The organism is Arthrobacter gandavensis (genome assembly GCF_039528575.1).
Lineage (GTDB): Bacteria > Actinomycetota > Actinomycetes > Actinomycetales > Micrococcaceae > Arthrobacter_B > Arthrobacter_B citreus_B.
In genome coordinates, this window is the sequence record NZ_BAAALV010000008.1 from 91,645 (window position 1) to 114,131 (window position 22,487).

The window sequence follows — 22,487 nt, forward strand, 5'->3', positions numbered from 1 at the left end:
ACTCCTTAGTCCTTGGCTGCAGCTGCGGATCCGGATGACGGAGCGGCGGTGCGTGCCCGGGACCGGATACCCCATTTCCCGGCATCGTCCCAAGTGTCCACGTCCGCAGTGCTTCCTTCCGGAACGGCAACCTCTCTCCACTGCACCCTAGCAAGCATGCTGAACATTGAGAGATTTGCCAGCGCACCGGGGCCTGACGCCACGGCTTCAAGCAGGGCTTCGGTGCGGTACACGCCGGCAAGCGGCTGTGTTTTGCCGGCCGCGTCCACCGCGAGCACCGAACAGCTGGGATCCGCGTGCACTGCAGCGAGCAGCACCGGAACGGCGCGATGTGCCTCGGGCATGTCGCAGGCCAGGATAAGCGTCCAGGGGCTGCGGGGCGTACCGCTCTCAGCCGAATGGCTCCCGATGGCTGTCAGCGCGGCCCCCACCGCCGCCGCCGGACCGGCAAAGGGTGGGTCCTCCCTCACCAGCAGAGGAGCAAAGCCCGAGTTTGAGAGGGTCCGCGCCAGTGACGGGGGTCCGGCCACAGCCACATTCACCGCGCCCTTCACGGCGCCCAGCGTGCGCACCAGCAGGGTCTCGCCCTCAACCACCAGTTCTGCCTTGGGTTCGCCCCCTAACCGCGAGGACCGCCCGCCGGCCAGGATGACGGCGTCGTAACCTGCCGGCTGCGGCCCGCTCATGCAGCCGTATCTCCCAGGAAAGGGCTCCACTGGTCAGCAGGCTGTTCCAGTTCACGTATCTGCCAGCGGGTCCCGTGCGGGGCCCGCGGAGTGAAGCGCAGTTTCCAGCCGAGCTGGTTCAACGTCCTGTCCCCCTTCTTGTTATTGCAGCGAAGGCAGCACGCCACCATGTTCTCCCAGCTGTCCTGTCCCCCGCGTGACTTTGGCACCACGTGGTCCACGGTTGCTGCTGCCTTGCCGCAGTACGCGCAGCAGTGGCTGTCCCGGCGAAGTACGCCCCTGCGCGTCGCGACGCTTGAATCACGGTACGGAATATTCACGTACCGGTTCAGCAGAATCACCGAGGGGCGCCCGAAGACGTCGCCGGGACCCACAACCGGGTCTCCGCTCTCGGCCAGGACGCTGGCTTTCCCGGAAAGGACGAGTACCAGCGCACGCCGGAAAGTGACCACAGCCAGCGGTTCATAGCCCGCGTTCAGAACCAGGGTTCGCATGCACGTTCCTCTTCGCCTGCCCGCCGCCGGCAAAAAACAACGTCCACCGGCCGCGCGGTACTTCGAATGTTCACTGCAAGGGTAAGCCGCGCAGGCCGATCCCGCCATTAAACAGGTCCGAGTTGGCCTGATCCCGTCGGCGGACCTTCCGGGGCCTGCCTGGCCCCGGAAACGGCAGAAGGGCCCTGCCGTTTCCGGCAGGGCCCTTCTCTGTGTCATTCGTGGTTCTTAGCCGCCAACGCGGATGTAAACTCCGCCGGAACCAAGCTCAGCCGGAGCAACCACGGTCTGGTTTCCGAAGAAACCTCCATGGACTGCCTGGCCGTTGCCGACGTAGACCGCGATGTGGGCCATGCCCATGCCGCCGTCGGCGTAGTAGATCAGGTCGCCGGGAATTGCTTCCCCGGCGCTGACCGTACGGCCCAGGGAGAGGTATCCGGCCGGCCAGCCGTGGTAGTTGATGCCCGCCGCTGCCAGTGCATTGGTGGCAAGCATCGTGCAGTCCTGCATGACGCCCAGCTGGGCGTAGGCAGCTGCAGCAATGGTTGCCGCCACGCCGGAAGCAGCCACGGCGGGAGCCGGAACAGCCTGGGCTGCGGCGGGTGCCGCTGCGGTGTTGCCTGCAGCGGTGTTGCCTGCCACAGCTTCCTGCACTACCGGAGTATTCACTTCCTGGGACTGGACGGTGACCTCGGGGGCCACCGTTACGCCGGGAACGGGAGTGAGCGTCAGGTTCGGTCCGATTGCATCGGCCGGAACCTGGAGCGGAATGGAGGACAGATCCAGCTTGCTGGTCTGCACATCGCGGGAAACCTCGGGTCCGGCCGCGTTTGCAGCCACACCGGTGCTGAGGACAAGACCGGAGGCAGCAGCGATAACTGCTGCCTGGCGGCCGACGGTGCCAGCGCTGCTGACAGCATCGGCAAGGGCAGTCAGGGAAGCATTGCGCTGCACGGGCGCACGATGGCGCGCACGCTCAGTTGACGTGGTCATTTTTCTCCGTGGATTCTGGAAACTGAGCGTTAGCTGACGCGGACGAAGCTTGCGCCGGGCAGGTCGGACAGGGAGTGGAGGCCGGTGTTCATACCGTTCAGGCCACCGCTGATGACCTGGCCGTTGCCGACGTAGATAGCGACGTGGCCGCCGGTGATGACAAGGTCGCCGGCCTGGGGGCTGCCAACAACGGTGCCGTAGGCGAAGAACTGGCCGGGAGCCAGGTCGCCAACAGACTTGCCGACCGAGCGCAGTGCCTTCTCCACCATGGCGGTGCAGTCCTGTGCGACGCCGATCTGGGCGTAGGCGGATGCAACGAGGCCCGCAGCAACGCCGCTGGCGCTGACCGGAGCGGAGGATGCGGTGGTGACGTTCCCGGCAGCCTGGGCTCCCTGGGCAGCCGGAGCAGGCGCTGCGGCCTGCCGTGCGGCGGCGGCCTGCTGCTGTGCTGCTGCGGCAACTGCGGCAGCTTCCTCAGCGGCAGCCTGCTCGGCAGCGGCGATCTGTGCGCGGGTTTCGGCTCCGGAAACGGAACCGGCCAGCGGCTGGACCGGGAGTTCGAACGGTGCCTGCTCGGAAACCGTGACGGTTCCGTTGGAGGTCACAACGTTAAGGGGTGTGGATTCAAGGGCCTGGCGGTCGGTCGAGACCGGGGCTGCCTGGGCCGGCATGCCTGCGGCCAGGACAAGGCCGGAAGCAGCGACGACGACGGCGGCCTGGCGACCTACGGAGCCTGCGTTGGCGGTAACAGCTTTGGACAGCGCGGTAAACGGAGTTACCGGCGCAGTGGCGGCACGACGGCGGCCGGAATTGACTGATGACACAGTTTTGCCTCTCCCAATGCCTGCGAGGTGAGCTGTCGGATTCGGATGGGAGTCACCCGGTTGCTGGACTGCTAGGTCCGGCAACTTAACCCCAAGGGCTTCTTTCGAAACCCGAAATTGGTTCCCCCGCCTCTGCCATGCGATTTTGCGAACGGATCTCGGACAGTGGCAGAGCTCGGCAATCTGTTCGAGAGTGCCCGATCTTTGGCGAATCAGGCACGGTGACGAGAATATAACAACATCACTGAAATGTCACGCTCAGGTCACGAAAGCGTGTTGAGGCGGTCACAACCAGCCCAGGGGGTCGACGGGAGTGCCGTTTACGAGTACTTCGAAGTGCAGGTGGCACCCGGTTGAAGCACCGGTGCTGCCACTGGCGCCTACCAGGTGTCCTCGCTCCACCGTGTCCCCGACGGACACGCTGATGGCGGAGAGGTGGTTGTACGTGGTTTCAACGCCGTTGCCGTGATCCACCACAACGCGGTTGCCGCCGCCCAGCGCATGCCAGCCGGCTGATTTCACTGTGCCGGCGGCCGCGGCGGTTACTTCCGTGCCGCACGCTGCGGCGAAGTCCTGGCCCGTGTGCAGTTCACCAGCGGTACCGGTAATAGGGCTTACCCGGTACCCGAAGGATGATGTCTGGACCAGGTCGGACTTCAGCGGCGTTGCCAGCGTGCCCTTGGCTGCCGCCGGCGTGACGTCCGTTCCGGCGACGCTCAGGCCGCGGAGCTTGGCGTCCGGATCGAATTTGGAGCTCAGCGCTGCCCGCTCAAAGTCCAGGACCGCATTTGCATCCGCGGAGACCGGATCGGCAGCGACCGGCTGCGGCTCAACGGCTGGATCGGTGGCTGCCGCCGTCGTCGGTACCGCTACCGTCAGCACAATCCCGGAGGCAGCTGCGGCAATGGCAAACTTCTGGGCGGCCCCGCCCATGGGGCGGTGTACGGGTTCAGCGCGGCGCCTTCCGGCGGTCCGGACAGCGGTGCGTGGGCGCAATTCGACGGCCGGCGTTTCAGCCCTGCGCCTGCCCGAAGCAGCATGCTTCGACAAGTGGTTCCCTCTCTAACAAGCCTGCGAAGTTAGCTGTCGGATTCGAGTAGAGAAACTCGGCCCACGACGCACGGTCCAGTCCGGTATGGATTGTGCCGTGCTGCTCGAAGGCTTCACCCCAAGGCAGTCATACTGCCGCTTGGTGGGTCCTCCGCCCCTGCCCGCGAACGGTTGCACCTGCGGTCCAGTGGCAGGGTTAGGCTGTTGGACCGGTTAACGGTGTTGCTGCTGTAGTCAGATGCCACTATAGGCGAAAAATCCCAAAAGATACCATTCCGTTATCTGGCGCGGCGGCAGGTCACGAAGCGGGTGCGGAGACAAAGACGTGCGAAGCCACCTCTGCAGGCAGTTCAAGGGCACCTTCGATGCCTGGAACCCGAACGGAGATGTAGCCGCCCACAACCTCTGCGGTGATGGTGGCGCCTGGTCGCAGGCCTGCCTCGTCAAGCTGGGTCAGGAGTTCCGGATCCACCTGGATCGGTTCGGCCAGGCGTTCAAGGAGCATTGACTGCCCGGCGCCGGACTCCGAAACGGCGGAGAGCAGGTCCCGGTACGGGGTCAGCGGCTGCACCGCTGCCTGGCCGCCGAGGGCTTCCAGCCCTGGAATCGGGTTGCCGTAGGGTGATTCCGTTGGCTTGCCCAGCAGATCATAAAGCCGGCGCTCAACGCGCTCACTCATCACGTGCTCCCAGCGGCAGGCCTCGTCGTGGACGTAGGCCCAGTCCAGGCCGATGACATCTGCCAGCAGGCGCTCCGCCAGGCGGTGCTTGCGCATGACTTCGGTGGCGCGCCGCCTGCCGAGATCGGTCAGTTCAAGCTGCCGGGTCCCGGAGACCACCACAAGGCCGTCCCGCTCCATTCGCCCAATGGTCTGGGAAACGGTGGGGCCGGAATGGCGCAGGCGCTCGGCAATCCGAGCCCGCAAAGCCACGATGTTCTCTTCTTCCAGCTCAAGGATCGTCCGAAGATACATCTCAGTTGTGTCGATGAGGTCCGTCATGACCAGCCGCTCCTAGCAATCGTGCAAAAGAGAATCACCACAGCGGCGCAGAACGCGCCGGCAGTTTTGTTCCCACGTTAGCCCATCGCCGCAAGCCCGGGAGAATTCCTCCACCCGCCCCTGCTGCTGGAACAGCCGGTCACAAATAGGACCGGTGCGGGCGCGGGGTGTTGAATGGAAGAGTACGTGAAGCACCCTGCCAACCCGCTTGGAGCATACAGAAAATGGGCGATACCGCCGTTACGATTCCCGCTGAACTTCTCCCCAAGGACGGGCGCTTCGGAGCCGGTCCTTCCAAGGTCCGTCCCGAACAGATCCAGGCACTGTCCGACGCCGGAGCCAAGCTGCTGGGCACCTCCCACCGGCAGGCCCCGGTCCGGAACCTGGTGGGAAGCATCCGCGAGGGCCTCTCTTCACTCTTCTCCGCCCCTGAAGGATACGAAGTAGTCCTCGGCGTCGGCGGCTCCACGGCCTTCTGGGACATCGCATCCTTTGGCCTGGTGGAGAACAAGGCCCAGCACCTCTCCTTCGGGGAATTCGGCTCCAAGTTCGCCGCCGCCACCAACAAGGCACCGTTCCTTGCTGCGTCCAGCATCATCAAGGCCGAGCCGGGCACCCGTCCGGAGGCAGCCGCCGAAGAGGGCGTGGATGTCTACGCCTGGCCCCAGAACGAAACGTCCACCGGCGTGGCCGCTCCCGTCCGCCGCGTTGCCGGAGCCGACGAAGGTTCACTTGTCCTTATTGACGCTACGTCCGCTGCCGGCGGCCTGGACGTGGACCTCGCCGAGGCTGATGTCTACTACTTCGCTCCGCAGAAGAACTTCGCTTCCGACGGCGGACTGTGGCTGGGCATGTTCTCCCCCGCCGCGCTGGAACGCGCTGCCCGGATCAATGCCTCTGGCCGCTGGATCCCGGATTTCCTGAACCTGCAGACGGCCGTGGACAACTCGCGGCTGAACCAGACGTACAACACGCCCTCGCTCTCCACCCTGGTGACCCTTGATGCGCAGATCCAGTGGCTGAACTCCAGCGGCGGACTGGACTTCGCCTCGGCCCGCACCGCGGACTCGGCCGGGCGGATCTACTCCTGGGCGGAAAAGTCCGGTGTCGCTTCACCGTTCGTCACCCGCCCCGAGGACCGTTCCAACGTCATTGCCACCATCGACTTCGATGAGTCAATTGACGCGGCAGCCATCGCCAAGACGCTGCGTGCCAACGGCATCGTGGATGTGGAGCCCTACCGGAAGCTGGGACGCAACCAGCTGCGCATCGCCACCTTCGTGGCAATCGAGCCCGACGACGTCAGCGCCCTGCTGCAGTGCATCGACTACGTGATCGAGCACGCCTAACCGAACGCTGCCGGCCGGCTTAGCCAAGGCCGTGTACCCGGAATCAGGACCCCGGTCCCGCTAGCGCGGGCCGGGGTCCTCTTTCGTCAGGCCCCCGGCGGCGTCCTCGCCGGTGTCCTCGGTGGTGTCCTCGGTGGCGCTGCTCGTCAGGTACAGGCGCCGGCGTGCCGAGCGGTCGTAATGCAGGCGAAGGTGGTGTGAGCGCCAGGCCCAGACCAAGCCGATCACGGCAGTGACCAGGCCGGAGGCAGCGGCTACACCCAGGCTCCAGCGCGGGCCGAAGGCGTTGGAGACCCAGCCCACGATCGGGGCTCCCAGCGGAGTGCCGCCCAGGAAAATCGCGAAATAGAGTGCCATCACCCGGCCCCGCATCACGGGCGTCGTGGTGGTCTGGACGTAGGCATTGGCGCTGGTCATCAGTGTCAGGGCGAACAGGCCCACCGGGATCAGGGACAGCGCAAAGATCCACAGGTTCGGTGAGAGGGCTGCGATCAGGCAGGCCACGCCAAAGGCGCCCGCTGCGCCGAAGATGAACCTCAGCCGCGGTTTGTCCCGGCGGGCGGAAAGCAGCGCACCGGCAACCGAGCCAATGGCCATGATCGAGTTCAGCAGGCCAAAGATCCCGGCGTCCTGGCCGAATTCGGTTCGTGCCATGGCCGCGATATACACCGCGAAGTTCAGTCCGAAGGTACCCACGATGAAAATGGCCACCAGCACCATGACCAGGTCCGGCCGGTACCTCACGTACTTCAGGCCGGCTCGGATCCTGCCCTTGCCGGGCGGGGCCTTGGGCAGCACGCGCAGCTCCGAGGACCGCATTTTCAGGAGCGCCAGAACCATAGCCGCGAAGGTCACGGTGTTAATGAGGAACACCCATCCCGGTCCAACGGCTACGGTCAGCAGGCCGGCAGCCGCCGGGCCAACCATGCGCGCCCCGTTAAAGGAGGCACTGTTAAGCGCGACGGCGTTGGGCAGGTTCTCCTCGCTGACCACTTCGGAGACGAAACTCTGGCGGGCGGGTGCATCGATTGCCGAGACCACTCCGAGTGCCAGTGCGAAGGCATATACGTGCCAGAGCTGCGCGTGGCCCGAGAGCACCAGCAACCCAAGTCCTGCGCCCAGGGCCGCCATGGCCACCTGCGTAGCAAGCAGGACCTTGCGCCGGTTATAGGTATCCGCGACCAGCCCTGCCCACGGAGCGAGCAGCAGCTGCGGACCGAGCTGGAGCGCCATCACAATGCCCATGGCCGCAGCATCCTGGTTGGTCAGGATGTCATAGACCAGCCAGTCCTGCGCGGTGCGCTGCATCCAGGTTCCGATATTGGAAACCAGTGCTCCCAGGAACCAGATGCGGTAGTTGAAGATGCGAAGGGAACGGAACATTTAGGTTCACTTCCCCCTTCCGGGATAGTGAACCGCGTTCCGTGCACTCACTGCTTATTCGTCCTCCGCTGCCGCAGGCGTGCCTGCGGTTTCTTCCTCTGCCACAGTCTCCGATGCCGCGGCGTCCTGTTCCTTCTCAGCTTCCTGCGCAGCCACGTCCTCCGGCCGGACACGCATGGACCACGGCACCCACTCCGGTGCCAGGACAGCGTCAGCCGAGGGCAGCAGACCTACTTCGCAGACCGTCGCGGCCTTGCCGCGCGGAACCCGTGCTACAGTGGCGAACCATTCCCAGCCCCGATAGCCGGGACGGTTGGCCCGGAACCGGTGGGTGACCAGCCGGTCCGCGTCGGGAACAGCGCTCAGCCACTCCCCTATCTGCTCTTCCGGCACAACTTCCAGCAGGCCGGCACGGGCCGTCTCGACGGCAGCGGCAAGCACCGCGTCCGGCTTGGACGGCTTGCGCGGAGGTTTCCGCGCGGCAGCAGGCTTCGGCGTTTCCTGGGTATCGCTCGCTTCGGTGGTTTTCACTCGGTGGTTCTGCCCCTATGCATCAAGGTCGTCTGCAACAGCCCGCAGCACCGCAGCCACCTTGGTTGCATGCTTCTTCTCCGGGTACCTGCCCCGGCGCAGTCCGTTGGAGATTCCATCCAACAGTTTAATGAGGTCTTCGGTAATGACGGCCATGTCGTCCGCCGGCTTGCGGGTGGCCTTTGCCACCGACGGCGGGGCCTCCAGGATCCGGGCAGAGAGTGCCTGCGGTCCACGGCGTCCGTCAGCTACGCCGAACTCCATCCGGGTCCCGGGCTTCACCTCGCTGACACCAGCGGGAAGCGCAGAAGCATGCAGGAAGACTTCCTGGCCGTCGTCAGTGGCCAGGAATCCGAATCCCTTGCCAGTGTCGAACCACTTGACCTTGCCGATGGGCACTTCGCTTACCTCGTTCTTAGGTGTCGGGTGCGGGCTTTCGACCGCATCTGGTGATGAAAGGGGTGTTACGTCCGCGCGTATCCGTCTTCCGGAGTCCAATCGGACCGGCGGCGGATGCCTGTTGAGATACTACGGGGAAGAGTCTTCCCTTTAGAATATCCCGAGCGCCCTAATGCTGGACCCGTCCCGCTTTGGGTGGGCAGAATTTTAGCTGTTAGCGTTAAATACCATGGAGCATTTGGGCCCAAGCCCCGCAGACAAAGCAGCCGGCACCGGCACCGCCCTTGGCCGGGGAACCGGGATTCCCGACGCCGCCCCGCAGGGCGCGGAGCGGAAGAAACGCTCTGCCCTCCGCCTGCTGGCAACCACGCTGGCCGCAGTACTTGCCGTGGCCGGCGTCGTGAGCCTGGCCGCCCTGCTGCTGGAAGCACTTCGCGGAGAAACCGTCTGGCCCGGATTCGCTGCCGGCGCGTTCTACTGCCTGCCCCTGGCCTTCCTGATGATGGCCGGGCTGGTAATTGACTCAATCGTGCGGCGGCGCCGGGGCTGACCCGTTTGTTTTCGGTCCCACTCGGGTAACGTATTGGACGATGTCCGCGATCCGAGCCTTGGCTGAAGACCTTGCAGCGCGCAGTGACGAACAACTGCGTGAGCTCCTTCTCGCCCGACCGGACCTGGCACTTCCCCCGGTGCCGGATTTCCAGGCCCTCGCAGCCCGGGCGTCAACGCGCATCAGCGTACAGCGTGCGCTCGAAAAACTCACGGCACCCCAGCTCCAGGTCCTTGAAGCACTCGACCTGACCACCAACGAAGACTCGCACCTGAGCACCACCGCGTCCTGGCTCAAGTCTTCAATCTCCGGGTCCACCATCAAGGCCCTGGACGCGATCTTGGGTTACCTCCACAGCCTTGCCCTCCTGCGCCGGGCAACCCCGCATCCCGGAGCTCCGAAGGCCGACGCCGGACGCCGGTTCTACCTGCCGGTCTCCGTCATGGGCGAAGCGCTGGGCGCCTACCCGGCCGGCCTGGGCCGGCCCTATTCCACGCTGGCCGCCCAGCAGCCGGAATTCGGGCAGCGGCTGGTGGGAATCGTCGAAGGGCTGCGCCAGCGCGGGCTTCCCATCGAGAAGGCAGACACGCCGTCCACGGCAGCCCATTCCCTGCATCACCTGGTCTCGGATCCGGCCGGCTGGGAAGCCCTGTTGGCCGACGCCCCGCCGCAGACCCACGACCTCCTTCGGCGGTTCAAGTACTCGCCGGTGGGCACTATCCCGCGCAAGGCTGCCATTAGCCGCGCCGTCCTGGACAACCCCTCCCCCACCCCCGTGGAGTGGCTGGTTGCACATGGTCTCCTGGTGCCCCTGGATGCCCTGCACGTTGAACTGCCCAGGCCGGTGGGGCAGGCTTCCCGCGGCCATGTGATCGTTTCCGACTTCCAGCTTGACCCTGTCCCTCCAACACCCCGCCCCGTCCCCCATGCGCTGCGGGACAATGCGGCCTTCGGCGCCGTGGCGGAGACGCTGCGGCTGGTTACCGAGCTGCTGGCCCTTGCCGCCGAAGCCCCGATCGGCACGCTCCGGTCCGGCGGCGTCGGGGTGCGCGAGGTCCGGCGTGTCTCAGAGGCCCTGCGCCTGGACGGACCGGCCACCGCCTGGCTGCTTGAGCTTGCTGCCCTGTCCGGGCTTCTGGTCCTGGACGCGGCAACGTCCCGCTGGGGCACAGCGGAGAGCGAATGGCACACCATGGACCGCGAACTGCAGTGGCAGCACCTGGTCCGGGCCTGGTTGGAGGCAGAGCGGGCGCCGTCGCTGGTCGGCGGGCCACTGCCCGGTGGAGGCTCCGTCAACGCCCTGGCCGGAGAACTGTCCCGCCCGGATGCGCCGCTGGTCCGCCGGCGAACGCTGGAGATGCTTTCTTCCCTCGCCGCAGCGGAAGTCATGGACGAAGGACATTCCGGCGCCTATGACGCAGAAGACCTGATCAGCGCCCTGACCTGGCACCAGCCACGGCTGCAGCGCCGCTTCGCCCGCCTGGTCCCCGGCATCTTAAAGGAAGCCGCGCAGCTGGGGCTGATCGGCTCCGGAGCCATGACCGAACTTGGCCACGCCGTCGCCGCCGGGGAGCTGGACCGCGCCGTGGACCGGCTTCGGGCGGCCCTGCCCGAGCCGCTGAGCTCCTTCCTGCTGCAGGCAGACCTCACTGCCGTCGCTCCGGGGTACCTGGATCCCAAGGTTGCCCGGCAGCTGGCGCTGCTGGCAGATGCCGAAGGACAGGGGCCGGCTACGATCTACCGCTTCTCTGCAAACTCGGTGCGGCGAGCGCTGGACGCCGACCTGGACGCGGCGTCGATCCTTGAATTCCTGGCTCACTACTCCGCCACCGAAGTTCCGCAGCCGCTGCGCTATCTGGTGGAGGATACCGCCGCCCGGCACGGACGCCTGCGCATTGGCGCGGCATGGTCCTACCTGCGCAGCGACGACGAACCCGGGCTGAACGCCCTGATGGCCGATCCCCGGGCTGCCGTCCTGGGCCTGACGCGCATCGCCCCTACCGTCATTGCGTCCGCCGCGACTCCGCAGGAACTCGCGCTGGCGATCCGAAACCTGGGCTACGCGCCGGTCATGGAGGGGCGCGCACGTGAAGCATCCGGTTCCCATGCCAGGCCGCCCGTCCCGGCGCCGTCCTCATCCGCCACCCGCGTGAACCAGTGGGAACTGACCGAGGAAGACCTCGAGGCTCAGCTCGCTGCGCTGCGCGGCCGGGGGCCGGCCGTAGCGGCCAAGCCGGACGAATCCGTTCCGCTGGTGGGCCTGGAGACCCTGCGCAAGGCCATCCGCACCAAGAGCTCCGTGCGAATGGGGGTGGTGGACAGCCAGGGGAATGAACGCCAGGAAATCTTCGTTCCCCTATCGGTAGGCGACGGCCGGGTACGGGTCTTCGACCCCCGCCGGGACGTTGAACGCGTAGTGTCGATACATCGGATAATGGATGTGGAAATAGTGGAGGGCAGCCCAGCACATGGTTGACGGACCTTTGATCGTCCAGAGCGACAAGACCATTCTGCTGGAAGTGGACCACCCCCAGGCCGTAGAGGCCAGGCACGCCATCGCAGCGTTCGCGGAACTTGAGCGGGCCCCCGAACATATCCACAGCTACCGCCTTACCCCGCTGGGGCTTTGGAACGCCCGGGCCGCCGGGCTGGACGCCGAGCAGGTGCTGAACACCCTGCTCACCTATTCCCGCTTCCCTGTACCGCACACCCTGCTGGTGGACATCGAGGAAACCATGTCCCGGTACGGGCGGCTGCGGCTGGAGAAGGACCCGCAGCACGGACTGGTGCTGCGCACCAATGACTACCCTGTCCTCGAGGAAGTGCTGCACGCCAAAAAGATCCAGCCGCTGCTGGGTCCGCGGATCGACGGTGAAACGGTGGTGGTGCAGTCCGCGATGCGCGGCCAGCTCAAACAGCTCCTGCTCAAGCTCGGCTGGCCGGCGGAAGACCTGGCCGGGTATGTGGACGGCACGCCGCACCCAATCCTGCTGAACGAGGACGGCTGGGCGCTGCGCCCCTACCAGAAGCTGGCCACGGAGAACTTCTGGGCCGGCGGCTCGGGAGTGGTGGTGCTGCCCTGCGGTGCCGGCAAAACGCTGGTGGGTGCCGCCGCCATGGCGACCAGCTCCACGACCACGCTGATCCTGGTGACCAACACGGTGTCGGCCCGGCAGTGGAAGGACGAACTGCTTCGCCGCACATCGCTGACCGAAGATGAAATCGGCGAGTACTCGGGTGCGGTCAAGGAAGTCCGCCCGGTAACCATCGCCACCTACCAGGTGCTCACCCTCAAGCGCGGCGGACTGTACCCGCACCTGGAGCTGTTGGATGCCAACGACTGGGGCCTGATCATTTACGACGAGGTCCATCTGCTCCCGGCACCGATCTTCCGCATGACCGCTGACCTGCAGGCCCGCCGCAGGCTGGGCCTCACCGCCACGCTGGTGCGCGAAGACGGCCGCGAGGGCGAAGTGTTCTCCCTGATCGGTCCCAAGCGCTACGACGCACCCTGGAAGGACATCGAGGCACAGGGCTACATTGCCCCGGCAGAGTGCATCGAAGTCCGGGTGGATCTGCCGCGGGACGAACGCGTTGCCTATGCCATGGCCGAGGACGGGGACAAGTACCGCCTGTGTTCAACGTCGGAAACCAAGTCCAAGGTGGTGCAGGACCTGGTCCGCCGGCATGAAGGCGACCAGATCCTGGTGATCGGGCAATACATCGACCAGCTGGATGAGCTGGCTGAGCGGCTGGATGCACCCGTGATCAAGGGCGGAACGCCGGTCAAGGAACGCCAGCGGCTGTTCAGCGACTTCCGCGAAGGCAAGCTGAAGACCCTGGTGGTGTCCAAGGTTGCCAACTTCTCCATCGACCTGCCGGAAGCTTCGGTGGCCATCCAGGTCTCTGGATCCTTCGGTTCCCGCCAGGAGGAAGCCCAGCGGCTGGGCCGCCTGCTGCGCCCGAAGTCCGACGGCCGGGCTGCCCACTTCTACACCGTCGTCGCGCGCGACACCCTGGACCAGGACTTCGCCGCCAAGCGCCAGCGTTTCCTGGCGGAGCAGGGCTACGCGTATTCCATCCAGGACGCCGCAGACATCGAAAAGCCCGCCTAGCTTCCTTCGCTTTCCCACGCCCGTAAGCATCCCCCATGGATAGTTCTCCCCATGGGCCCCCTGTGTGTCCTGCGCTAGGCTCTTCGCGTTACGAATGCTTTGAGCACATGGAACGTAAGTTGTTCTGCAATACAGGGGGAAGAAATGCCGGTCAACGGCTGGGATATCCAAGTCGCCACAGTCCGTGGCGTCATTGGGAAGGCACGCGCCACGGTGGAAGATCTGATCGCCGAGGAGACCACACTCCAGAACGCAGTCACCTCTGCTGCCGGTTCGGCCAACAGCCCCGTGATCCTTCAGGCGCTCACGGAATGCTATGCGGACTATTTGTCCCGGCTGATCAACAGCGGCACCGTCCGCAGCGAAAACGCCTGCAATTCGACCAGCGAGGCTGTGGACCACTATGTGCGCGGCGACGAAGAGATGGCCGGCAACGCGAATCGGATGGCCGGCGAATCCCCCGCCGCCACCTCGGACGAGGACAGCGCAGGAGGCGGACGGTGAGTGCAGGAAACCTCCCCGTACTGCCGGACACCGGTGCCGTCCGCAATGACGCGGCAGCGATCGACGCGTCGGGACAGCGGGCGAAAGGCTACGGCCAGGATCTGGTTGCAGCCTGGACCGGGCTCCAGGACAGCTACCAGGCCCCAGAGCAGGACATAGTCCACGGTGCCATGGCCAAGGCAGCCGTCTACACGGACGCAACAGCGGATGTGACCGGCGCAATCCGGGATGCGCTTGATGCCTACGCGGATGCCGTTGACGCGCTTCGCCCCCGCTACGATGCTCTGTTGGCTGCACTGGATGCCCACGCCTGCCGGCCGCTGGACGACGACAGCCAGGAAAGCGCTTCCGCCGCCCGGTCAGAAGAAGCACGCCTCACCCGTGAGTCAGCCTCTATCGCCGCCGAGCTCCAAGCTGCCGAAGACGCCTGTGCTGCGGCGATTTCCGGCCTGCACACGTCATTTTGGGAGCCGCACAGAGTCGCAACGTCGCCCTACGCCGCGGTCGCCGTCGGGCTGGCGTCCAACGGATTGGTTTCAGTGCACAGGCACCCCGGCCGGAGGCTCATTAGGATCGCTTTGGATCCCGGTTCCAACAGGCGCCAGCTCAATGTGCCCGGCTCAGTGACCTTGCGGCTGAACCGCCGGCCGTACCGCTACCTCCCGGCTGGCAGCCTCATGGCCTCGTTGCTCGCGCCACTAGGTGCGCGGGCACTGACCATTCACCTACCGGTTTTCCGCGACCCGAAGGTCCCCGGAGCCCGGCGGCGGACCACCGCGAATGGAAACAGCGCGGCTGCTCCGGAGCTGCCGCGCTGGGCGAACAGGGCCTCCAATGGACTGGGCGTGGTCGACGGCGCCTTGTCCGTCTACAAAAACTGGGCGGAGCAATGGAACCAGGACCAGCTGGACCATCCTGAGATGGGTACGGGAGACCGTGTCATCAGCGCCGCCGCCACTGCCGGAGTCGAAGGAGGCGCGTCCATGGTAGGCAGTTCACTCGGTGCCGCGGCAGGAGCCACGCTCGGCAGTTTCATCCCCATTCCAGTGGTCGGGACCCTCGTGGGAGCAGCTGTGGGAGGGTGGATCGGCGGAGCCGTCGGAGAAGGCGTCGGGAATTTCCTCAGGAATGCCGGAGAGAAGGGCATCGCAGAAGGCGCAAAGGGCGGCCTCAAGGAAGCATGGGAAAACCTCAAGCTATGGTGATCCGGGAAGCATGGGAGAATGCAACGTCATGGACGTACTAGCAATACTGTTGGCCGGCGCCGTCATGCTCTTGATAACGCTCTACTGTGTAATTTCCGGGGTTGCAGCGATGAAAGGAACCTGGCGCAGCTGGGCGGCGAAGAGGAACATGTATCAATTCGGCAGGCACAGCTATTTCGGCTTCCTGGGCATCTACCTGCTGCCGTTCTTACTCGTGGGCAGCTTCCTCGCTGTCTGTGCGGAACTCGGCCTCAACTGGTTTGACGGTGTCAACACCACCTATGTCCTTGCACCGTTCATGCTCTTGGCGGTCGCCTGCTTGTTCCGTCTCCCCCGTTTTATGCTGCCCGCTTGGTACAAAGACTGGCTGGATCGCGGTGCGAATAAAGACGAAGTCCTGAAACCCGAGTATTCGTCCCCGTTCACCTGGCTGCGAAGGAGCGGGAATGTTCACCGCTGAGTACAGCACCAACGTCGCCCTTGAGCGCCCGTCAGACTGGGAAGTCATTCCGCACCCGGACGCGGAACTGGTGGTGGCAGCACCGCTCACGAAGTGGATGGAGGAGGGCGGCTTCCGCCCGAACGTCGCCGTTACGGTATTCCCCTTCCCCGGCACCGTAACCCAACTGAGCACGGTCGTTATGGCATCACTGCTGACTTCCCTGGCGGACCCCTATCTGCTTGCTGTGGACCCGGTCCCCCAGCTGGAAGCCGTCCGCCGGCTCGAGTACCTGCACCGGGGATCCGGGGGGCTGATCCACTGCAGCCAGCTGCTGTTGTTCCGCAACGGACTGGCCGCTTCTGTGACCACCTCCTGTGCCGCCAACCAGCTGACCGCCTACGACGAGGTCCTGGGCGCCATCGCGCTCTCGGCCGCACTGAAGGACCCCTCCAATGGTTGATGTTGTCCCGGACCGTGAACCGGCGCTGGATGAGGCCGCGAGCCGGATTCTTGGAGCCGACCTTGAAGAACTCGGTGGTCTGTCCGACCGGCAGCCCTTCAGTTCCCGGGGGCCGTGGCTGAACGGGGAAGCGGTACATCTGCTGGACGCAGCCGCGGAGAGCGGCTACGCCGGACGTTTCCAGCGAGCCGGCCGAAAAGCGGGCCTTGCCGCCCTGGTCGAGGCCGGGCTCATGGATACCGCAGGGCGCCTGACGCCGGAGGGCATCACCGTCACGGCACCGCTAACCTCGACACGTGCCTCCGTCAGCATCCATTGCCTGCATCCCCAGGGATCCACCGAGCTGCAGATACAAATCGATGACGAGAATGCCCTGGTACTCGCCGGCCCCTCCCGGGCGGAACTCGACGCCGGCCGCATCGACCGATATGAGTCCCTCGTCCAGCTGGATTTCGTGGGTCTCCCCGATCTGGCCCAGGTGGCAGCTTCATGGCTGGGCCTTGGTCCCGCCTGGACCCTCACGGCAGGTGTCCTCGATTTCCCGACCGAGGTCTTCGACCGCCGTATCGCTTCCGTCGATGAGCCGGCGCCCACGGACGATCCGGCGTGGATCCGGATGTGGTGCGAGCCGTGGTTCATCTGGCGCGTCCAGGTGCAAACCGCGGCCGGCGCGGTCCCTGAGTGGGGCTACGTGGACGCCGGCCGGGCAGGTCAGCATCTGCTCACCGTCGACGAAGAACATGCCACGCTGGAGCCGGTGACCTCCGGAATGGCCTACCGCGACCTCGTTTCCGCATTGACAGTCTTCTGACGCTCCCGGGTACAGAGTTCCCGGGTCATCCAGCTGCCCGCCTCACAGGCCTGGGACGGCGTCACATAATAGCGTCCCGGGATTCGCAGCGGATATCTTGAAACTGCTTCCGGGCGCGCTTCGGCGCGGCTTCGGGCATCCACGTCCCGCCGAGCCGGATCCAGCCACATGCCGCACTTCGCCGTAGTCCCGGGCCCCCCGCGCCCGAATCCGCTCGTCCTCTCCCGCGCCAGGCTGCTGCACGCGCTCGACGACGCCGCTGCCGCCCCGCTCACGCTCGTGCGCGGCCCTGACGGAGCGGGAAAAACCACGCTCCTGCAGGACTGGGCCGCTGCGCGGGACCGGCCTGCTGCATGGGTTTCGGCCCGCAGGAGCGCAATGGCGCCCGCCGAGCAGCCCGGCCCGTCAGCCAGGTTCCTCTCAGCACTGCTGGCCGGTGCCTTTGAAGTGCCGGGACCCGCCGACGCCGCCCTGATTGAGGAAGTTGGACGGGAGGCGGCCGAGGGAGCTGAACTCCGCTCCGTGCTGTCCCGCCTGGCGCACCTGCCTGCCAGGGACCTGCTGATCCTGGAGGACCTCCACCTGGCTACCGGGTTTCCTGCAGAGGACCTGCTGCTCGACATGTTGCGGGCGGTGCCCGGCCTGCGGATAGTGGCCAGCACGGCAGCGCTGGGAAGCATCGAGCTGCGAAAGGCGCTTTTGGAACTGGACGTCGCAGTGATAGGCCCGGAACAGCTGGCGTTCACCGTGGAGGAATGCGAACGTGCGCTGGCCGGCTCCGGGCTGCGGGCCCAGGCGGAGGAAATCCGGACACTAACCAGCGGCCTGCCGCGATGGGTCCGGTTTATGGCACTTTCCTCCGCGCCTGTTCGCAGCCGCCCGGGACGGCAGCTGCCAGCCGTGCTGGACGCCGTCGCCGCGGACCTCGCTGAGCTGCTGTCCCCGCCCAGGGTCTCCGCCGCGCTCGCTGATTTCCTGCTGGGCGCCTGCGTGCCCGAGGAACTTCCGGCCTCCCTTGCGGCACATATTTGGGGCAGCCAAAACGCTGACACGATGATCCGCGAGGCTGAACAGAAAGGCCTCCTCACCCGGAGCAGCGACGGCGGCGCCGTGATGATCCCGCTGCTGCGCAGCGCCGTGCTGGCCGGTGCGCGGAAGTCGTCCCCCGCACGCGTGCACGTCCTGGAAGAGATCTGCGGACGGTACTTCCTGGAACAGGGGCAGCCCCTCGAAGCGCTGCGCCACGCCATGGCTGCGGACAGCCTGGACCTGGCCACGGAAATTATCCGCCACCGGGCCTTGGAGCTTTTCACATTCCACGGTCCCGAGACCAGGAAGCTCCTTGAAGGCGTCTCCCTGCGCAGGCTGGCCCGGCAACCTGCACCCGCCCTTGCCCTCGCCGTCCTCTACAACTCCTCCGCCTTTCGCCGCGTTCGAGGTGCGGAGCTGGCAACTCTGGCACTGTCAGGTGCACGCCTGCTCTTCCGCTCCATGCCCGAAGCAGAGCGGCTGCTGCTGATGCTGGTTGAGGCAGTGGCACTGCGGGGAAGCGGCCAGCTGGACAGGTCGGCGGCGCGTGCAAGGTCGGGGCTGCAGACCTACATGGAAATGCCCTTGGGCGAACGTGAGCGGATTGGTCCGCTCGAATCCGTTGCCGTTGCGCACCTGGGCATCTCACTCTGGCGGGCCGGAGCCACGGAGGAAGCCGAATCCGCGTTCACGCAGGCTGCTTCCCTGGCAGCAGCCCAGCACCAACCGGACTTTGAGGGCTACTACCATTCCCTCAGCGCCTGCCTCCTGGCCGGGCGAGGCGATATGACCGGCGCAGCTCATTTCCTGCGGCTTTGCAGCGACTTGGAATGGGGCAGAGGGGAACTGCATCATTATTCGGAAACACCCCTCCGGCTGGCCGAGGCAATGACGGCGCTGGAGGCCGGGGACGCCGCTGCCGCCAAAGCCGCCCTGGCGGGTGTCCTGGACCGTGCGGATGCAATGGAACTATGGCCGCGGGTCAGGTATCTGGACGCCCTGTCGGACCTCGCTGCCGGCAACCCGGAACCGGCCGCGGCCCGCCTGGAGGAGGTGCTCTCCCAGCGGGACGGGCTGCCGCCCGTCAGCGGGCCGGAGCATGCACTGCTGGTCCGGGTGCAGTCGCTCCTTATGCTCGCGGCCGGGTTCCCCGGCCGCGCCCTCGCCATGGCTGGAAGCCTGCCAAAGACCGAACGGGATCTGGTGACAGCGCGGATCCACCTCGCAACCGGGCAGGCCGGCAAGACCCTCAGCGCCGTCATACGGCTCGGTGCCGGCGGTTCCCTGCGCCGGCAGGCAGAGGTAGCCGGATTGTCGGCCGCAGCCCGCCTGCAGATGGAGCCCGGGCTGGCCCCCGGGGTGAAACTGGAGCTCGCCCGCCTGTCGGTCCTGTACCAAAGCCATGGCCTCCGGCTGTCCACTGCCCTTCTTCCCGCTGCGGACCTGGAGCGCGTCCGGGACGCCGCGGCGGAAGCCGGTCTCGACGTCGGGCTGGAGCCGTTTCCGGAAAGCGTCATCGGAAGCACCGCGGGGATGCCCGAGCTGACACCGCGCGAGCTGGCCATCCTGAATTCGCTGGCCCAATCAGGTTCACTCGCGGAGATAGCAGGCATGCATTTTGTTTCGGTGAACACGGTCAAGTCCCAGCTCCGGGGGCTCTACCGCAAGCTCGGAGTTGCCGGCCGGGACGAGGCCCTGAACGAAGCGCTGCGCAGGGGCCTGCTCTAGCCGGGAACCCAGGCTTCGGCGAAGGAAGCCTGGATTCCCGCGAGGCGGCTTCCGGGTGTTGGGGTACCGGGTTGCCGCAGCAGGCCGCAGGCAGCCGGGTTGGGGCCCGGCCGCACTCCGGCGGTCTTGGGTCGGCACGAACCGCTGCTTTCAGCTAAGGAAGCGGAGCCTGTTCCTGCCGGTAAAAGCTCACCGGCCAGTGGCCTGCGATGACGACGCCGACGGGGGCGGGCCTCCGCGTTCCAGCGGTCGGCGGCGCAGCCGTTAATGGCGGCGGGTTGCCTGCCGAAGGCCCGCCCGCGGGCCCTGTCGCTCCGGCGTCGTCTTCAGCTTGAGGGGCCACGCAACGCCTGGACCCCGGCGCAGTTCCCAGCATCTGTGTTCCGCTTTCTCCGGTTCATCCGCAATGTGCTTTCAGTCCATGCTCGCCGCCTGCAGGTACGGGGCTCCGGGATAAAGGCGCGTTTCATCCCGAACTTCACCCTTCCCCAACCAGCCCAAGTTCCCGCTATTCATCCAGCGGACGCTGAGTTAGCATTCAGGGAACCATCAGCCAAATGCTAGAAACTAGGACACGTGACTAAATCTGCTCCTGAGGCCAGGCTCCTTGTTGTCGATGACGAACCCAACATCCGCGAGCTTCTCTCCACGTCGCTGCGCTTTGCCGGCTTCGACGTGGTCGCTGCGGGTAACGGCCGGGAAGCCCTGGCCGCGGTTGATGAGCACAGCCCGGACCTGGCTGTACTGGACGTGATGCTTCCGGATATGGACGGCTTCACCCTGACCCGCCGCCTGCGTGCCGCCGGCCGTCATTTCCCGGTCGTGTTCCTCACCGCCCGGGACGACACCGAAGACAAGGTCACCGGGCTCACGGTGGGTGGCGACGATTACGTCACCAAGCCTTTCAGCCTCGACGAGGTGGTGGCCCGGATTCGTGCCGTCCTGCGCCGGACCCAGCCCCTCGACGACGACGACGCGGTTATCCGGGTGGAAGACCTGGAGCTCGACGACGACGCGCACGAGGTGCGGCGCGGCGGAGTCACGATCGAGCTGTCTCCCACCGAGTTCAAGCTGCTCCGCTACCTGATGCTGAACCCAAACCGGGTTCTTTCCAAGGCGCAGATCCTCGACCACGTGTGGGAATACGACTTCAACGGCGATGCATCGATCGTGGAGTCCTACATCTCCTACCTCCGCCGCAAGATCGACAGCAGCCCGGATGCGCCTGCCCTGATTCAGACCAAGCGCGGCGTGGGTTACCTGCTGCGCACGACGGAGAAGCGCTAAGCCTTGCTCCGCCGCTGGAAGTCCGCCTCGCTGCGTTCGCAGCTGGTGGTCATCATGGCCGTGCTGATGGTCGTGACCGTCACCATCACGGGCCTCGCCACCATCTACGTCCTGCGCCAGATCCTCATCAGCCGGCTGGATACCGATATCCAGGACAACGCAGGTGCAATCTCCCGGTACCTGGTCTCCGGCAGCCCGTCTACCGATGCTTCCCTCTTCCGCTTTTACGGCCTCTACCTCAACGAGGACGGCAGCCACGGCCCGGAAACACATTCCGAGCCAACCTTCGATACCCCCGTCATTGATGATCTGACCGCAGCAGATGTTGATGCCAAGGGCGGACGAGGCTTCGATGTGCCCGGCACCGCGCCCGGCAGCAAGGGCTGGCGCGTGATGGTCTTCCACATCGCGAATTTCCCGGGATCCATCGCCGTCGCAGTGCCGCTGGACTCGGTTGCGGAAACCGTTGACGAGGCGGCCTCCCTGGTCTTTTCAGTGGGACTGCTGGGAACGCTGGGAGCTACCGGCATTGCCTACTGGGCCGTGACCCGCCAGTTCCGGCCCCTGAGCCAGGTCGAAAAGACGGCTGCGGCCATTGCCGCCGGTGATCTCTCCCGCCGCGTGGAAGTGGGCAATCCGGCCACCGAAATCGGCAGGCTCTCCCGGTCGCTGAACGCCATGCTGGCGCACATCGAAACCGCTTTCGCCGCCCGGACAGCCTCTGAACAGAAGATGCGCCGGTTCGTCCAGGATGCCTCCCACGAGCTGCGCACGCCGCTGGTAACCATCCGGGGATTCTCGGAACTGTACCGGCAAGGCGCCCTGCAGAAACCCGAAGACGTCGGCGCAGCAATGGGCCGCATCGAGAGTGAGGCCAAGCGCATGGGCCAGCTCGTCGAGGACCTGCTGACGCTGGCCCGCGTCGATGAGCAGCGCCCGCTGGAATACGGTCCCGTTGACCTCATGATCCTGGGTAACGACGCCGCGCTGGACGCCCGTGCCAGCGCACCGGACCGCGAGATCCGCGTGATCGGCCTGGACGGCAACTCACCGCGAAGCGCGCCCACCATGGGCGACGAGGCAAGGCTGCGGCAGGTGGTTGCCAACCTCATGACGAACGCACTCCGGTACACCCCTGCCGGCAGCCCCATCGAGGTGGCAGTAGGTGTTGCGCCGGTGATCCATGACCGTATGGACGCCGTCCTGGAAGTACGGGACCACGGTCCCGGAATCTCCGAGGAAGATGCGGCCCGCGTCTTCGAGCGTTTCTATCGGGCAGACTCCTCCAGGTACCGGGAAACGGGCGGAACCGGATTGGGACTGGCAATCGTCGCCGCGCTCGTGGCGCAGCATGACGGCACTGTCCGGCTGACCGAAACCGAGGGAGGCGGCGCCACCATGTCCATCAGGCTTCCGTTCATCTCCCCGGACGGGTCGCCGGACAATGAACACGCCGAAGCCGAGGGACCGATAACGGACTAGGCCCCCCGCGGCCCGGGAAGGATGGCCCATGAACCTTCCCTGCACAGGCTGCGGAGCGCTCCGCTGCATAAGAAGGCTGTGTACGGACTGGCTGCCGCGCAGGCAGGCCGCTACGGGCCAAACGTAGCGTTCCTTGACAGGACCGCACCGGGCGGTCCCCTAGAA

At 65.9% G+C, this 22,487-nt stretch carries 21 protein-coding genes and 2 riboswitches; of the genes, 12 read left to right on the forward strand and 9 right to left on the reverse strand.

The features are described from left to right. Window positions 1-5 precede the first annotated feature (5 nt). The 6 genes from mobA to ABFX29_RS16155 form a co-directional block, all read right to left on the reverse strand. On the reverse strand, window positions 6-686 hold the full coding sequence (mobA, locus tag ABFX29_RS16130) for a molybdenum cofactor guanylyltransferase (RefSeq protein ID WP_246167753.1): 681 nt from the start codon (window positions 684-686) through the stop codon (window positions 6-8). Then, window positions 683-1,180, reverse strand: a complete 498-nt coding sequence (locus ABFX29_RS16135) for an HNH endonuclease (RefSeq protein WP_152229511.1) — start codon at window positions 1,178-1,180, stop codon at window positions 683-685. The genes mobA and ABFX29_RS16135 overlap by 4 nt, the downstream gene beginning before the upstream one ends. A 228-nt stretch (window positions 1,181-1,408) precedes the next feature. Beyond that, window positions 1,409-2,173, reverse strand: coding sequence for an NlpC/P60 family protein (locus ABFX29_RS16140; RefSeq protein WP_152229510.1), 765 nt, complete (start codon window positions 2,171-2,173; stop codon window positions 1,409-1,411). 29 nt (window positions 2,174-2,202) lie between these two features. Beyond that, window positions 2,203-2,997 carry an NlpC/P60 family protein gene (locus tag ABFX29_RS16145; RefSeq protein ID WP_152229509.1) on the reverse strand — a complete coding sequence of 265 codons (795 nt, stop codon included), beginning with the start codon at window positions 2,995-2,997 and terminating at the stop codon, window positions 2,203-2,205. A 3-nt stretch (window positions 2,998-3,000) separates the two neighbouring features. Next, window positions 3,001-3,157, reverse strand: a riboswitch (cyclic di-AMP (ydaO/yuaA leader). Window positions 3,158-3,282: 125 nt separating this feature from the next. Beyond that, the gene (locus ABFX29_RS16150; RefSeq protein WP_246167752.1) at window positions 3,283-4,047 is read right to left on the reverse strand and encodes a M23 family metallopeptidase; all 765 of its coding nucleotides are present in this window, start codon (window positions 4,045-4,047) and stop codon (window positions 3,283-3,285) included. A gap of 3 nt (window positions 4,048-4,050) precedes the next feature. Continuing rightward, window positions 4,051-4,260: riboswitch (cyclic di-AMP (ydaO/yuaA leader) on the reverse strand. Between the two features lie 85 nt (window positions 4,261-4,345). Beyond that, complete coding sequence (locus tag ABFX29_RS16155; RefSeq protein ID WP_152229508.1) at window positions 4,346-5,047, reverse strand: iron-dependent transcriptional repressor DtxR; 702 nt, start codon at window positions 5,045-5,047, stop codon at window positions 4,346-4,348. A 224-nt stretch (window positions 5,048-5,271) separates the two neighbouring features. Here ABFX29_RS16155 and serC point away from each other — a divergent pair, with 224 nt between their 5' ends. Then, window positions 5,272-6,396 (forward strand): phosphoserine transaminase, encoded by a 1,125-nt coding sequence (gene serC, locus ABFX29_RS16160; RefSeq protein WP_152229507.1) that lies wholly within the window; start codon window positions 5,272-5,274, stop codon window positions 6,394-6,396. A 60-nt stretch (window positions 6,397-6,456) separates the two neighbouring features. Here the strand turns inward: serC and ABFX29_RS16165 are convergent, their stop codons facing one another. Genes ABFX29_RS16165 through ABFX29_RS16175 form a run of 3 tightly spaced genes read right to left on the reverse strand, consistent with a single transcriptional unit; the run spans window position 6,457 to window position 8,709 of the window. Beyond that, window positions 6,457-7,779, reverse strand: a complete 1,323-nt coding sequence (locus ABFX29_RS16165) for an MFS transporter (RefSeq protein WP_152229506.1) — start codon at window positions 7,777-7,779, stop codon at window positions 6,457-6,459. Between the two features lie 54 nt (window positions 7,780-7,833). Beyond that, complete coding sequence (locus tag ABFX29_RS16170; RefSeq protein ID WP_152229505.1) at window positions 7,834-8,310, reverse strand: DUF3027 domain-containing protein; 477 nt, start codon at window positions 8,308-8,310, stop codon at window positions 7,834-7,836. A 15-nt stretch (window positions 8,311-8,325) separates the two neighbouring features. Beyond that, a complete protein-coding gene (locus ABFX29_RS16175; RefSeq protein WP_091607783.1) occupies window positions 8,326-8,709 on the reverse strand; it encodes a cold-shock protein in 384 nt (127 codons plus the stop codon). A gap of 229 nt (window positions 8,710-8,938) precedes the next feature. On the opposite strand from ABFX29_RS16175, the gene ABFX29_RS16180 reads away from it, so the two are divergent. The 11 genes from ABFX29_RS16180 to ABFX29_RS16230 all read left to right on the forward strand — a co-directional run bounded on the left by ABFX29_RS16180 (window position 8,939) and on the right by ABFX29_RS16230 (window position 22,322). Beyond that, window positions 8,939-9,259, forward strand: coding sequence for a hypothetical protein (locus ABFX29_RS16180; RefSeq protein WP_152229504.1), 321 nt, complete (start codon window positions 8,939-8,941; stop codon window positions 9,257-9,259). A 40-nt stretch (window positions 9,260-9,299) separates the two neighbouring features. Next, on the forward strand, window positions 9,300-11,735 hold the full coding sequence (locus tag ABFX29_RS16185) for a helicase-associated domain-containing protein (RefSeq protein ID WP_152229503.1): 2,436 nt from the start codon (window positions 9,300-9,302) through the stop codon (window positions 11,733-11,735). After that, window positions 11,728-13,374, forward strand: a complete 1,647-nt coding sequence (locus ABFX29_RS16190) for a DNA repair helicase XPB (protein ID WP_152229502.1) — start codon at window positions 11,728-11,730, stop codon at window positions 13,372-13,374. The genes ABFX29_RS16185 and ABFX29_RS16190 overlap by 8 nt, the downstream gene beginning before the upstream one ends. 144 nt (window positions 13,375-13,518) lie before the next feature. Next, window positions 13,519-13,878, forward strand: a complete 360-nt coding sequence (locus ABFX29_RS16195) for a DUF6507 family protein (protein WP_152229501.1) — start codon at window positions 13,519-13,521, stop codon at window positions 13,876-13,878. Then, window positions 13,875-15,083 (forward strand): glycine zipper domain-containing protein, encoded by a 1,209-nt coding sequence (locus tag ABFX29_RS16200; protein ID WP_170287821.1) that lies wholly within the window; start codon window positions 13,875-13,877, stop codon window positions 15,081-15,083. The genes ABFX29_RS16195 and ABFX29_RS16200 overlap by 4 nt, the downstream gene beginning before the upstream one ends. A 28-nt stretch (window positions 15,084-15,111) precedes the next feature. Beyond that, complete coding sequence (locus ABFX29_RS16205) at window positions 15,112-15,543, forward strand: hypothetical protein (RefSeq protein ID WP_152229500.1); 432 nt, start codon at window positions 15,112-15,114, stop codon at window positions 15,541-15,543. Then, window positions 15,530-15,985, forward strand: a complete 456-nt coding sequence (locus ABFX29_RS16210; RefSeq protein WP_152229499.1) for a hypothetical protein — start codon at window positions 15,530-15,532, stop codon at window positions 15,983-15,985. The genes ABFX29_RS16205 and ABFX29_RS16210 overlap by 14 nt, the downstream gene beginning before the upstream one ends. After that, the gene (locus tag ABFX29_RS16215) at window positions 15,978-16,796 is read left to right on the forward strand and encodes a hypothetical protein (protein WP_152229498.1); all 819 of its coding nucleotides are present in this window, start codon (window positions 15,978-15,980) and stop codon (window positions 16,794-16,796) included. The genes ABFX29_RS16210 and ABFX29_RS16215 overlap by 8 nt, the downstream gene beginning before the upstream one ends. A 168-nt stretch (window positions 16,797-16,964) precedes the next feature. After that, on the forward strand, window positions 16,965-19,553 hold the full coding sequence (locus ABFX29_RS16220; protein WP_152229497.1) for a winged helix-turn-helix domain-containing protein: 2,589 nt from the start codon (window positions 16,965-16,967) through the stop codon (window positions 19,551-19,553). A gap of 576 nt (window positions 19,554-20,129) precedes the next feature. Further along, window positions 20,130-20,840, forward strand: coding sequence for a response regulator transcription factor (locus ABFX29_RS16225; protein ID WP_091607814.1), 711 nt, complete (start codon window positions 20,130-20,132; stop codon window positions 20,838-20,840). 3 nt (window positions 20,841-20,843) lie between these two features. Beyond that, the gene (locus tag ABFX29_RS16230; RefSeq protein ID WP_338079135.1) at window positions 20,844-22,322 is read left to right on the forward strand and encodes a sensor histidine kinase; all 1,479 of its coding nucleotides are present in this window, start codon (window positions 20,844-20,846) and stop codon (window positions 22,320-22,322) included. Window positions 22,323-22,487: the final 165 nt, after the last annotated feature.

What these genes read in the sequence shown, in the direction of transcription:
- ABFX29_RS16135 (WP_152229511.1), bottom strand. Translation starts at nt 1,180, where the DNA reads ATGCGAACCCTGGTTCTGAACGCGGGCTATGAACCGCTGGCTGTGGTC.
- ABFX29_RS16140 (WP_152229510.1), bottom strand. Translation starts at nt 2,173, where the DNA reads ATGACCACGTCAACTGAGCGTGCGCGCCATCGTGCGCCCGTGCAGCGC.
- ABFX29_RS16215 (WP_152229498.1), top strand. Translation starts at nt 15,978, where the DNA reads ATGGTTGATGTTGTCCCGGACCGTGAACCGGCGCTGGATGAGGCCGCG.
- ABFX29_RS16180 (WP_152229504.1), top strand. Translation starts at nt 8,939, where the DNA reads ATGGAGCATTTGGGCCCAAGCCCCGCAGACAAAGCAGCCGGCACCGGC.
- ABFX29_RS16210 (WP_152229499.1), top strand. Translation starts at nt 15,530, where the DNA reads ATGTTCACCGCTGAGTACAGCACCAACGTCGCCCTTGAGCGCCCGTCA.
- ABFX29_RS16195 (WP_152229501.1), top strand. Translation starts at nt 13,519, where the DNA reads ATGCCGGTCAACGGCTGGGATATCCAAGTCGCCACAGTCCGTGGCGTC.
- ABFX29_RS16220 (WP_152229497.1), top strand. Translation starts at nt 16,965, where the DNA reads ATGCCGCACTTCGCCGTAGTCCCGGGCCCCCCGCGCCCGAATCCGCTC.
- ABFX29_RS16205 (WP_152229500.1), top strand. Translation starts at nt 15,112, where the DNA reads ATGGACGTACTAGCAATACTGTTGGCCGGCGCCGTCATGCTCTTGATA.
- ABFX29_RS16155 (WP_152229508.1), bottom strand. Translation starts at nt 5,047, where the DNA reads ATGACGGACCTCATCGACACAACTGAGATGTATCTTCGGACGATCCTT.
- serC (WP_152229507.1), top strand. Translation starts at nt 5,272, where the DNA reads ATGGGCGATACCGCCGTTACGATTCCCGCTGAACTTCTCCCCAAGGAC.
- mobA (WP_246167753.1), bottom strand. Translation starts at nt 686, where the DNA reads ATGAGCGGGCCGCAGCCGGCAGGTTACGACGCCGTCATCCTGGCCGGC.
- ABFX29_RS16165 (WP_152229506.1), bottom strand. Translation starts at nt 7,779, where the DNA reads ATGTTCCGTTCCCTTCGCATCTTCAACTACCGCATCTGGTTCCTGGGA.
- ABFX29_RS16185 (WP_152229503.1), top strand. Translation starts at nt 9,300, where the DNA reads ATGTCCGCGATCCGAGCCTTGGCTGAAGACCTTGCAGCGCGCAGTGAC.
- ABFX29_RS16190 (WP_152229502.1), top strand. Translation starts at nt 11,728, where the DNA reads ATGGTTGACGGACCTTTGATCGTCCAGAGCGACAAGACCATTCTGCTG.